General features: G+C 67.0%; 12 protein-coding genes. 9 read left to right on the top strand and 3 right to left on the bottom strand.

Features of this window, described 5'->3' with window-relative positions:
• The first annotated feature begins 36 nt into the window (after positions 1-36).
• Positions 37-504, top strand: coding sequence for a DUF4254 domain-containing protein (locus LKD76_RS27380; protein ID WP_227984284.1), 468 nt, complete (start codon positions 37-39; stop codon positions 502-504).
• 7 nt (positions 505-511) lie between these two features.
• Here the strand turns inward: LKD76_RS27380 and LKD76_RS27375 are convergent, their stop codons facing one another.
• Both LKD76_RS27375 and LKD76_RS27370 read right to left on the bottom strand, forming a co-directional pair.
• The gene (locus LKD76_RS27375; protein ID WP_227984283.1) at positions 512-1,033 is read right to left on the bottom strand and encodes a hypothetical protein; all 522 of its coding nucleotides are present in this window, start codon (positions 1,031-1,033) and stop codon (positions 512-514) included.
• A gap of 13 nt (positions 1,034-1,046) precedes the next feature.
• Positions 1,047-1,553 (bottom strand): VOC family protein, encoded by a 507-nt coding sequence (locus LKD76_RS27370; RefSeq protein WP_372465936.1) that lies wholly within the window; start codon positions 1,551-1,553, stop codon positions 1,047-1,049.
• Here LKD76_RS27370 and LKD76_RS27365 point away from each other — a divergent pair.
• Positions 1,552-2,577: a helix-turn-helix domain-containing protein gene (locus tag LKD76_RS27365; protein WP_227984282.1), complete on the top strand. Its 1,026-nt coding sequence runs from the start codon at positions 1,552-1,554 to the stop codon at positions 2,575-2,577. The two genes, LKD76_RS27370 and LKD76_RS27365, sit on opposite strands and share 2 nt — an antisense overlap.
• 4 nt (positions 2,578-2,581) lie before the next feature.
• On the opposite strand, the gene LKD76_RS32230 is transcribed toward LKD76_RS27365, so the two are convergent.
• The gene (locus LKD76_RS32230; protein WP_227984281.1) at positions 2,582-5,158 is read right to left on the bottom strand and encodes a MinD/ParA family ATP-binding protein; all 2,577 of its coding nucleotides are present in this window, start codon (positions 5,156-5,158) and stop codon (positions 2,582-2,584) included.
• A 262-nt stretch (positions 5,159-5,420) separates the two neighbouring features.
• Between LKD76_RS32230 and LKD76_RS27355 the strand changes: the two genes are divergently transcribed.
• From LKD76_RS27355 to LKD76_RS27325, 7 genes are all read left to right on the top strand, one after another.
• On the top strand, positions 5,421-6,701 hold the full coding sequence (locus tag LKD76_RS27355) for an MFS transporter (protein WP_227984280.1): 1,281 nt from the start codon (positions 5,421-5,423) through the stop codon (positions 6,699-6,701).
• Positions 6,702-6,989: 288 nt separating this feature from the next.
• Positions 6,990-7,211 carry a translation initiation factor IF-1 gene (gene infA, locus LKD76_RS27350; RefSeq protein WP_003886926.1) on the top strand — a complete coding sequence of 74 codons (222 nt, stop codon included), beginning with the start codon at positions 6,990-6,992 and terminating at the stop codon, positions 7,209-7,211.
• A gap of 171 nt (positions 7,212-7,382) precedes the next feature.
• Positions 7,383-7,496 (top strand): 50S ribosomal protein L36, encoded by a 114-nt coding sequence (rpmJ, locus tag LKD76_RS27345; protein ID WP_025347279.1) that lies wholly within the window; start codon positions 7,383-7,385, stop codon positions 7,494-7,496.
• Between the two features lie 226 nt (positions 7,497-7,722).
• On the top strand, positions 7,723-8,094 hold the full coding sequence (gene rpsM, locus LKD76_RS27340) for a 30S ribosomal protein S13 (protein WP_025347280.1): 372 nt from the start codon (positions 7,723-7,725) through the stop codon (positions 8,092-8,094).
• 10 nt (positions 8,095-8,104) lie between these two features.
• On the top strand, positions 8,105-8,518 hold the full coding sequence (rpsK, locus tag LKD76_RS27335; protein ID WP_025347281.1) for a 30S ribosomal protein S11: 414 nt from the start codon (positions 8,105-8,107) through the stop codon (positions 8,516-8,518).
• A gap of 21 nt (positions 8,519-8,539) precedes the next feature.
• Positions 8,540-9,145 carry a 30S ribosomal protein S4 gene (gene rpsD / locus LKD76_RS27330; protein WP_227984279.1) on the top strand — a complete coding sequence of 202 codons (606 nt, stop codon included), beginning with the start codon at positions 8,540-8,542 and terminating at the stop codon, positions 9,143-9,145.
• Positions 9,146-9,242: 97 nt separating this feature from the next.
• Positions 9,243-10,301: a DNA-directed RNA polymerase subunit alpha gene (locus LKD76_RS27325; RefSeq protein ID WP_227984278.1), complete on the top strand. Its 1,059-nt coding sequence runs from the start codon at positions 9,243-9,245 to the stop codon at positions 10,299-10,301.
• The last annotated feature ends 26 nt before the right edge of the window (positions 10,302-10,327 follow it).

Below are 10,327 nucleotides of genomic sequence, written 5' to 3'. Positions count from 1 at the left end.
GTGGTCGTGGCTTTGCCCGACACGCCGGAAAGTGCAATGGCCGTCGAGTTCCTGACGACCGATCTGCTGCCGAGTTCGGATCTGTTGTTACGCGCGTGCCGGGGGCACCGCGTGATCGGCGGTCCGATCCTGTGGTTCGCGCGTGACCTGGCCGTGCTGTTCGAACGCCAGTTGGGCCGCGGCGGCTCCGCACCGGACCCGGATTCCGCGTTGATCGTCGAAATCGGCAGGCGCCGAATGGAACTGGTGATGGCGATCGACGACTGGATCGTCGGCACGGTGCCGCAGCGCCGCTCCGGTGCCACCCTCCACACCGAGACGATCGGCGCGGTCATCGACCGGCTGGCCGAGGCGTCGGTGCGCGCCCATCACGCCCTCGTGACGCTCGATGCGAACGATGAAGTCCTGCACGGCGCTTGGCATCATCTGGCCGAATTGGCCGACGGCTACGACGATCTCGTCCGCGATGTCCTCGCTGGGCGACGCCGCCTTCCCAGCTGGTGAGCCGTGCTCAGTGCGTGATCGTGCGGCATGATCCCGTGATCCGGGGTGACCGGGCCTGCTGCTGCCGGGCTCGCATCGGCAGGCCCGGCGACAGATGGGTCACTCGCACGGGCCAGCGCTCGCCGCGTATATCGGTATGCCGAATCGTGTTCCAGCCGAACGGCATCAGGTGGACGAGCTCGCCCCGCTCCTCGAGGCGCTCGGTCACCTCGGAAAGCACATCGAGAGCGTCGGCCAGGCCGGTCAGTACGTCAAGGCGGGCCCCGTCGGAATCGCCGGTTCGCGTCCACCGGGCGATGCCATCGACCACGATGTAACCCGCATCGGTACGGTTGGCGATCGTCTTGATGATCTCCACCGCGGTCGACGCCACCGCGGCATCGCCCGGTTCCACTGCGATCTTCAGAACCAGGCTGTCCATGAACAGATTCCGGTTGCCGACGGCCAGTGGATCGAGCGCGACGGCACACGGTCCTGCTGTGGTGACCTCGTACTCGAAGACGAGACAGCGACTGCTGATGATTCGCATGGCTACTCCGATCTCAGTGCAATGGCGCGGTCAGCTCGAGATGGATGCCATCGGGATCGACGAACGACAGAATAGCGATGCCGAGGTCGGTCAGTTCGGTGACCCGGCCGTGCTCGACCCCGGCTTCGGTCAGACGTGTCGCGGCGGACTCCAACTCGTCGACCGAGGCGACCGTGAAGCTCAGGTGGTCCAGTCCGACCCGCTCGGAGTCGAAGCGATCCGCCGGGGCCGCGACAGGGCGCAGGCCGAACAGCATACCGTTGGTCTGAAAGACGACCCCGCCGTACAAGCGCGCCGGATCGGTGCGCACCTCGGGATCATCCGGGCTGCCGGGAGATTCGACGGCGATGGTGAAGCCGAGAATGTCGCGGTAGAAGGTGCGCGAGCGGTCCAGGTCGGTCACGGTGAGCCGGATGTGATGGATGCCGGCGGTGTCGAGAACGGTCATGCCGGAACCATATGGCCGAGTTCTGCCGATGTTGAGTGTCGTATCCGACGACTTTAGTACTGTTTGCGACATGGATGTAACGGTCGTCGTCGTCGACGGTGTCGGGGATCTCGGTCTGGCTTCGGTACTCGAGGTGTTCAACACCGCGAACGGGCTGGTCGATGACCTGGAGGTGGATCCCGAGCCGTGGCATGTGCACACGGTCGGCGTCGGCACCAGCGTCCGGTCCGGACACGGTCATCTCGTCCCGACAGTGCCGTTGTCGCGGGCGCCCACCGATATCGGTGCGATCATTCTGCCCGCCGTACTGGCCGCCGATGCCGATGCCGTGCTCGATCTGGTCGACACGCCCGCCAACCAACCTGTGCTGGAGAGCATTTCGCGGGCCGCTGCGAACGGTAGCCAGCTGTCGGCCGCATGCACCGGCACCTTCTTCCTGGCGGAGGCGGGTGCGCTGGACGGAATCTGCGCAACCACCAGCTGGTGGCTGGCTCCGGCTTTTCGCCGTCGCTATCCGAAGGTCGATCTCGACGAAGGACGCATTCTGTGCCGGTCGGGTCACATCGTCACGGCCGGCGCGGCCTTGGCACACCTGGACCTCGCGTTGTCGATTGTGGCCACACGTAGCCCGGCGCAGGCCGAACGAACCGCGCGAATGCTACTGGCAGGAAGCGGCGGGACTCAGCGTGAGTTCATCGTCCCGCAGGTGGTCGCGCGCGGGAATCCCCTGGTGGCCGCCTTCGAACGGTGGGTGCGAGACCACATCGCCCAGCAGTTTCACATCGCGGACGTCGCGCGGGAACTCGGCGTCACCGTGCGCAGTCTGCAGCGTGCGACGCATGCCGAAATCGGAATGTCGCCGCGGGATTTCGTCAACGAGATCCGCCTGGAACGAGCCACTCGGTTGCTGCGCACGACGACCTTGACGATCGACACCGTGGCCGCGCGGGTCGGCTACTTGAATGCGGGTACGCTGCGTGGGCTCTACCGTCGCCGCCGCGGTCGCACCATCGCGGAGGTACGGTCCTCGCCGTTGTCCTGGGAGGATTCCGCGACCCGTACCCGGTCGCCCGCCACGACGACGGCCGCACGCTGATCCGCTAAGCGCCGAATCGGCGATGATCGGTCGCGAAATCGTCGGCGACCGTGGCCGCCAGTTCCACCAGGGCCCGCTTGGTGTTCTTGTGCAGGCGGGCGAGGTCGATCTCGGCGCCCTCGGCCAGGTGTGGATCGTAGGGAATGACGTGCACGGCGCGGCAGCGCGCCAGGAAGTACTCGCGCAGATGCTGGATCGCCACATTCGGCGATCCCTCCCGCGGCAGGTTGATCACCACGACGGCATTGCGCACCAGGTGATCATGGCCGTGCAGGGACAGCCAATCCAGGGTCGCCGCCGCGCTCCGCGCGCCGTCGATGGCCGATGAGGAGATCAGCACCAGTGAATGGGCCAGATCCAGGACGCCCGCCATCGCCGAATGCATCAGTCCGGTACCGCAGTCGGTCAGGATGATGTTGTAGAAGCGCTGCAGCACCCGCAGCACCTGCCGGTACTCGTCCTCGCTGAAGGATTCCGACGCGGCCGGATCCCGTTCACTGGCAAGTACTTCCAACCTGCTGGTGGCCTGCGAGGTGTGCCGGCGCACGTCACCGTAACTGGTGATCTGCTGGTCCAGCAGCAGATCCCGCACGGTCGAACGGGTCTGCAGCGGAACCCGCTGCGACAGCGTGCCGAAGTCGGGGTTGGCGTCCACCGCGATCACCCGGTCGCCGCGGATGGACGCGAAGATCGAGCCGATCCCCATGGTGGTCGTCGTCTTGCCGACACCGCCCTTGAGCGACAGCGTCGCGATCCGGTAATCGCCGCGCACCGGTTGCCGAATCCGTGCCACCAGTTCCTGCAGGCGCAGTTCCTCCGCCGACATCCCCGGATTGATGGCGCCACCGGACATGTGGTGTACCGCGCGCCGCCAGCCCGAACCGGGCGCCTTCTTCGCCCGCCGCATCGGCACATCCGCGAGTGAGGGGGTCTGGCCGGTCGGCGGATGCTGCTGCTGATACTGCTGTGCCTGCGGATTCTGATACCGCGCCTGCTGGTACTGCTCGGCCGGACCGTACTGCTGCCCCTGGGCATAAGGATTGGGCTGCGCGTACTGCTGCGGCTGGGAGTACTGATCCGGCCGGGGCTGCGGCGCGTGCCACTGCTGCTGATCGGCACCGGGCGCGCGCGGTGGTTGCGCCGGCCCCTGCCACTGCGCATCGGGTTGCGGCGGTGCCGCATACGGTGCGGGAGCCGGACGTGGATCCGCCGGGCGGCCGCCCGCGTGCGGCATCGGCGTCTGCTCGGGGGCGATCGGCAGCTCGCCGGTCCGCGGCTGTGGGACGCGCGGCTGTGAAACACCCTGGGGAGCCGCGGTCCGGGGCAGGGACCCGGAATGCGGTGCGTGCGGATCGAATTCGGCGGTGGGAGGCCGGGACACCGACTCCGGTGCCGGACCGGGCCGCGCGGCCTCGACCGACGGCGCCGGTCGCTCCGGCGGAGCCGAGGCCGGGCGCGTCGCATCCGGCCGCACCGGCGCGGGCCCGTGCGGTGGCGGCGTCGCGGCGGTCTCCGGGACCTCGGCAGTGGGGAAACCGGCGCCGCCGACCGATGCCGGGCCGAAATCACTGTCCGGCATAGGTGAGGCGGCGACCGGGGCGGCAGTCGACTGCTGCGGCCCGGCAGCGGATTCGACCGGTGCGGGGGTGGGGCCGGATTCGCCGCGGGTCAGCCAATCCGGCGCGTTCTCCGACGCCCCGGACGTGTCGGCAGGTCCGTGGGACTCGACCGGCAGGGCCCGCGGCTGCCCGCTGTCGGGCGCCGCGGCAGGGCTGTCGGCCGGTGCGGCCCCGGACGATCCGGTGCCGTAGCCGTCCGGAACCCCCAAACGCGGTGGCGGTCCGGACCTTTCGGCCGAGGACGCCGCCGCCTGCGACCAATCGGGAAGCGGCGGCGGGGTGGGCGCGGGCTGCTGGGGCGGGGTGGGCTGGTGCGGTGACGGCGGCAGGTCGGTCCGGCGGGTCACCCGCACGGTCATCTCCGCATCCGCGTTGTCCGCGACCGGTGCCGACGGCGGCTGCGGGGCGGGCGGAATCGGTGGCCGCGCCGCGGACTGCGGCGGCTGGGCCGGTGGTGGCTGGGGCGCCGGATGACCCGAGTTCGGCGGCGGCGCGGGGTGGTACGGCTGCTCCACCACCGGAGGCGGGGAGTACGGCTGCGGTGGCGCGGGCCGGTACTCGGCGGGCGCGCCGGCCTGCCACGCCATCGGGCCGGATGCGGCGGCACCGTTGTCCGGGAAGCCACTGCCCCCGACGTCGTGGTGCCGAGCGGGCTCCGGTGCCGGCGCGGGCCGATCATCGTGCGGTACGGCCGATTCGGGCGGACCCCACGCCGAGTGTTCGGCCGGCGCGGGCGCGGACGTCTCCTCGGCCTTGTCCTTGCGCCGGGACTTGCGCTTCTTCTTGTCGGACTCCGCCCGATCCTCGGATTTGCGGGAGAACAGCCGTCGCGGGCCGTTGTCCTCCGGGATCAGCTCCTGATGCGGCAGATTCTGGACCGGTGCCTCGTATCCGGTCTGCGTGACATCGCTCTCCGACAGCCACGGCGGCAGCATGGGGAGATCGTTGTTGTTACGACTCACGGCTGTGCCTCATCGAGGTTCGCGAGGATCGTGGTGATCGGATTCGAGGGCGCTGCGTCCACAATTCGCTCGCTGCGCACACTCACGGGCGTCCCCCTGGGATCTGCTGTACCGACTTCCTGGACAGCCGGTAGTTTACGCGAGGGCGATCGGCCACGACGGGCGTCCTTACCCCCAGCCCGGAAAACGGTCGGCCCCGCCGCCGCGGGTCCCGCCGGTGGCTGTGGTTGCCCCTGAGTTGCGAGGTCGGGAGCGTATCGAAATGGCAATTACCGCGGACGACGGTCCGGACGCCGCCCGGTTGGACGAACTGCCGATCCGGCCCGTGCATCGCACACTCGTCGCCCTGGTCGGCATGGGCCTGTTCTTCGATCTGTACGAGCTGTTCCTGGCCGGAACCATCACCGGCGTCCTGAAGCAGCAGCTGGATCTGTCTACCTACCAGTTGAGCGGGATCCTCGCCTCGGCGTTCGTGGGCCAGTTCCTCGGCGCTCTGGTCATCGGCCGGCTGTCGGATGTCTTCGGGCGCCGCCGGATGTTCATGATCAATATCGGGATGTACGCGGGGTTCACGCTGCTCGGCGCGTTCAGTCCCGATGTCTGGTTCCTGATGGCGACCCGTGTCCTCGCCGGACTCGGTATCGGCGCGGAGATGACGGTCTCCGACACCTATCTGTCGGAGGTGATGCCGCCGCAGGTCCGCGGCCGGATGATCTCCATCGCCTACACCATCGGCTTCTGCGCGGTACCGGCCGTCGGATTCCTGGCCCGGTGGCTGGTGCCGCTGGAACCGTTCGGCACCGACGGCTGGCGTTGGCTGTTCGTGATCGGCGGACTCGGGGCGGCGCTGGTCTTCGTCGCCCGCCGCCACATGCCCGAATCGCCGCAGTGGCGGGCTCAGCACGAGGAAGCCGCCGGGCCGCGTCCGGAACCACCGGCGAAGGCGCCGTTCGGCGATATCCTGCGCGGCGCGAACCGGGGCCGCACCCTGCTGTTCTCCGCGGTGATGATCCTGCAGGTCTTCGGTTACTACGGGTTCGGCACGCTGGCGGTGCTGGTGCTGCAGCACAAGGGGTTCACGGTGGTGAACTCGCTGGGCTATCTGACCGTCACGTATCTGGGTTATCCGCTCGGATCGCTACTGGCGATCCCGCTGATCGAACGGATCGAGCGCAAATATCTGGTGCTGGCCTCGGCCGGCCTGATGGCAATCTTCGGCCTGATCTTCGGATTCGCGACCACCGTGCCGCTGATCCTGGCCTCCGGTGGACTGTTCACCCTGACCAGTAATGTCTTCTCGAATGCGCTGCACACCTATCTCCCCGAGTCGTTCCCCACGACGGTGCGCGGCACCGCCTCCGGAACCACCTACTCGCTGTCGAAACTGAGCACCGCGATCCAGCCGTTCCTGCTGCTACCGCTGCTGGACCGGCACGGACCGGGTGCGGTGTTCACGGTGATCACGGTGGCACTGGTACTGATGGTCGGACTCATCGCCGCCTGGGGGCCGTTGACCGGACGCGGGCCGCTCGCGGCTCGATGAACCGCCGCCGACCGCGCGAAAACCGGCCTCACGACAGACGTCGTATCGGGGGGAGGGCGGCATGGTAGGTCCGCCGGAACTGTGCGGCAAGGGGCCCATTTGGCCGGATCGTGGGCGCACGGGTAAGCTTGGTCGGCGGTGCATCTACCCGATGTCTGCGCATGTCCGCATGTGACCTACGTCGAGTATGGCACCAGGTCGACTGGAGTGCACCGGTAACTTCATTGACAAGCTAGCCGAAGAGTTGAGGCCATTCAGGGTTTCAGCGTAAGCGGGATCGCGGAGGATATGGCGAAGAAAGACGGGGCCATCGAGGTCGAGGGTCGAGTTATCGAGCCGCTGCCCAATGCGATGTTCCGCATCGAGCTGGAGAACGGTCACAAGGTTCTCGCGCACATCAGCGGCAAGATGCGTCAGCACTACATTCGCATCCTGCCCGAGGACCGTGTGGTCGTGGAGCTGTCGCCCTACGACCTGTCGCGCGGTCGCATCGTCTACCGCTACAAGTGAGTTTTCCGGGGCACGTCCCCGGGAAGGAGTTCGGAGGCCTCGGCGTCCGGACTCCGGTGAGGTTTCGGGGTTGCGACCTCGGGATCTGCGACAAAAGACTTCCCCGGTCATACGACTGGGGAACACCTGTGTTCGCGCCCTGTGTGTGAACCACAACCAGATTGGACGGACGTGAAGGTTCAGCCCAGCGTCAAGAAGATCTGCGAGAAGTGCAAGGTGATCCGCCGTAACGGCCGGGTCATGGTGATCTGCGACAACCTGCGTCACAAGCAGCGCCAGGGCTGATCCTGGGCTGTGCCCCGACGCAGGGGCTCACCAGCCAAGCACCGAACGCAGTTCGGATTGGCACATCGAGAGAAGACCTCCCAGCGCCAGTCGCCCGTCGGCGAGCCCGCGGTTCGGAAACGAACTCCCGGGCGGACGAGTGACCTACCCCCGGAACGGAGGCCGGGGCCCCATTCGAGGGGACGGACAGGGAGCAGACCTCCGCAACAGTTAAGGAAGCTGCCACATGGCACGTCTGATGGGCGTCGACCTCCCGCGCGAGAAGCGCATGGAGATCGCACTGACCTACATTTTCGGGATCGGGCGCACCCGCGCTCACGAGATCCTCGCCGCCACCGGTGTGAACCCCGACCTGCGGTCGAAGGATCTCACCGACGACGACGTCACCCGGTTGCGCGATTACATCGAGGCGTCGGAGTTCAAGGTCGAAGGTGACCTCCGCCGTGAGGTTCAGGCCGACATCCGCCGCAAGATCGAGATCGGCTGCTACCAGGGCATCCGCCATCGCCGCCACCTGCCGGTGCGCGGACAGCGGACCAAGACCAATGCGCGCACGCGCAAGGGTCCGAAGAAGACCGTCGCCGGCAAGAAGAAGTAGGGATAGCTGAATGCCTCCTAAGAGTCGGGCCTCCGGCCCCAAGAAGTCCCAGAAGGCGCGTCGCCGGGATAAGAAGAACGTCCCCCACGGCCACGCGCACATCAAGTCCACGTTCAACAACACGATCGTCTCGATCACCGACCCCGAGGGCAACGTGATCTCGTGGGCGTCGTCGGGCCACGTCGGCTTCAAGGGTTCGCGTAAGTCGACCCCGTTCGCCGCGCAGCTCGCCGCCGAGAACGCCGCCCGCAAGGCGCAGGAGAACGGCGTCAAGAAGGTCGACGTGTTCGTCAAGGGTCCGGGTTCGGGCCGTGAGACCGCGATCCGCTCGCTGCAGGCCGCCGGCCTCGAGGTGGGCACGATCTCCGACGTCACCCCGCAGCCGCACAACGGCTGCCGTCCGCCCAAGCGGCGTCGCGTCTAGCGGGAAAGGATTTAGCGAAAAATGGCTCGTTATACAGGCCCCATCACCCGCAAGTCGCGTCGTCTGCGTGTCGACCTCGTCGGAGGCGACCAGGCGTTCGAGCGTCGTCCCTATCCGCCCGGCCAGCACGGCCGCGCGCGGATCAAGGAGAGCGAGTACCTGCTCCAGCTGCAGGAGAAGCAGAAGGCCCGCTTCACCTACGGCGTCATGGAGAAGCAGTTCCGCCGCTACTACGAAGAGGCGAACCGTCGCAAGGGTAAGACCGGCGACAACATGCTGCAGCTGCTCGAGTCGCGTCTGGACAACGTCGTGTACCGCGCCGGTCTGGCCCGTACCCGCCGCCAGGCCCGCCAGCTGGTCTCGCACGGTCACTTCACCGTGAACAACCGCAAGGTGAACGTCCCCAGCTTCCAGGTTTCTCAGTACGACATCATCGATGTCAAGGAGAAGTCGCTGCCGACGCTGCCGTTCCAGGTCGCCCGTGAGACCCAGGGCGATCGCCCGATCCCGGGCTGGCTGCAGGTCGTTCCGAACCGGCTGCGGATCCTGGTCCACCAGCTTCCGGAACGCGCGCAGATCGATGTGCCGCTGAACGAACAGCTCATCGTCGAGTACTACTCGAAGTAAGCCGTTCGTGCTGCTGGTGGATGAGCGCCCGACGTGCTCATCCACACCCCAGTTCGTGGGCGTCAAATAGCGGGCGCCCCTGAAGGAGGAGATCCTCATGCTGATTTCACAGCGACCCACACTGGCCGAAGAGGTACTGGCCGAGAACCGCTCGAAGTTCACCATCGAACCCCTCGAGCCGGGCTTCGGTTACACCCTCGGCAATTCGCTGCGCCGTACCCTGCTGTCCTCGATTCCGGGGGCCGCGGTGACCAGCATCCGCATCGACGGCGTGCTGCACGAGTTCACCACCGTCCCGGGTGTGAAGGAAGACGTCACCGACATCATCCTGAACCTCAAGGGCCTGGTCGTGTCGTCCGAAGAGGACGAGCCGGTCACCATGTACGTGCGCAAGCAGGGCCCGGGCACCGTCACCGCCGGTGACATCGTTCCCCCGGCCGGTGTGACCGTGCACAACCCGGATATGCACATCGCCACCCTGAACGACAAGGGCAAGCTGGAGATCGAGCTCGTCGTCGAGCGCGGTCGCGGTTACGTCCCGGCCGTGCAGAACAAGGCCTCGGGTGCGGAAATCGGCCGGATCCCGGTGGATTCGATCTACTCGCCGGTGCTGAAGGTGACCTACAAGGTCGAGGCCACCCGTGTCGAGCAGCGCACCGACTTCGACCGGCTCATCCTGGACGTCGAGACCAAGAACTCGATCTCCCCGCGGGATGCGCTGGCGTCGGCCGGTAAGACCCTGGTCGAGCTGTTCGGCCTGGCGCGTGAGCTCAACGTGGAGGCCGAGGGTATCGAGATCGGGCCCAGCCCGGCCGAGGCGGATCACATCGCTTCGTTCGCGCTGCCGATCGAGGACCTGGACCTCACCGTGCGTTCGTACAACTGCCTCAAGCGCGAGGGTGTGCACACCGTCGGCGAGCTGGTTGCGCGTACCGAATCGGATCTGCTGGATATCCGTAACTTCGGCCAGAAGTCCATCGACGAGGTGAAGGTCAAGCTGCATTCGCTCGGCCTGTCGTTGAAGGACAGCCCGGCCTCCTTCGATCCGTCCAGCGTCGTCGGTTACGACGCCGCCACCGGAACCTGGAGTGACAGCGGCTCCTTCAGCGATGCAGACAACGGCGAGCAGGACTACGCCGAGACCGAACAGCTCTAGGCCTTCAAAGGACGCAGCGCTGTGTC

It is taken from the genome of Nocardia spumae (genome assembly GCF_020733635.1).
In the GTDB taxonomy this organism is placed as follows: Bacteria; Actinomycetota; Actinomycetes; order Mycobacteriales; family Mycobacteriaceae; genus Nocardia; species Nocardia spumae.
This window is presented reverse-complemented; position numbering and strand designations above follow the sequence as displayed.

Excerpts from the sequence above, each read along its gene's own strand:
- LKD76_RS27325 (WP_227984278.1), top strand. The coding sequence starts at position 9,243 with ATGCTGATTTCACAGCGACCCACACTGGCCGAAGAGGTACTGGCCGAG.
- rpsK (WP_025347281.1), top strand. The coding sequence starts at position 8,105 with ATGCCTCCTAAGAGTCGGGCCTCCGGCCCCAAGAAGTCCCAGAAGGCG.
- infA (WP_003886926.1), top strand. The coding sequence starts at position 6,990 with ATGGCGAAGAAAGACGGGGCCATCGAGGTCGAGGGTCGAGTTATCGAG.
- LKD76_RS27375 (WP_227984283.1), bottom strand. The coding sequence starts at position 1,033 with ATGCGAATCATCAGCAGTCGCTGTCTCGTCTTCGAGTACGAGGTCACC.
- LKD76_RS27365 (WP_227984282.1), top strand. The coding sequence starts at position 1,552 with ATGGATGTAACGGTCGTCGTCGTCGACGGTGTCGGGGATCTCGGTCTG.
- LKD76_RS27380 (WP_227984284.1), top strand. The coding sequence starts at position 37 with ATGGCCGTCGAGTTCCTGACGACCGATCTGCTGCCGAGTTCGGATCTG.
- rpsM (WP_025347280.1), top strand. The coding sequence starts at position 7,723 with ATGGCACGTCTGATGGGCGTCGACCTCCCGCGCGAGAAGCGCATGGAG.
- LKD76_RS27370 (WP_372465936.1), bottom strand. The coding sequence starts at position 1,553 with ATGTCGCAAACAGTACTAAAGTCGTCGGATACGACACTCAACATCGGC.
- LKD76_RS27355 (WP_227984280.1), top strand. The coding sequence starts at position 5,421 with ATGGCAATTACCGCGGACGACGGTCCGGACGCCGCCCGGTTGGACGAA.
- rpsD (WP_227984279.1), top strand. The coding sequence starts at position 8,540 with ATGGCTCGTTATACAGGCCCCATCACCCGCAAGTCGCGTCGTCTGCGT.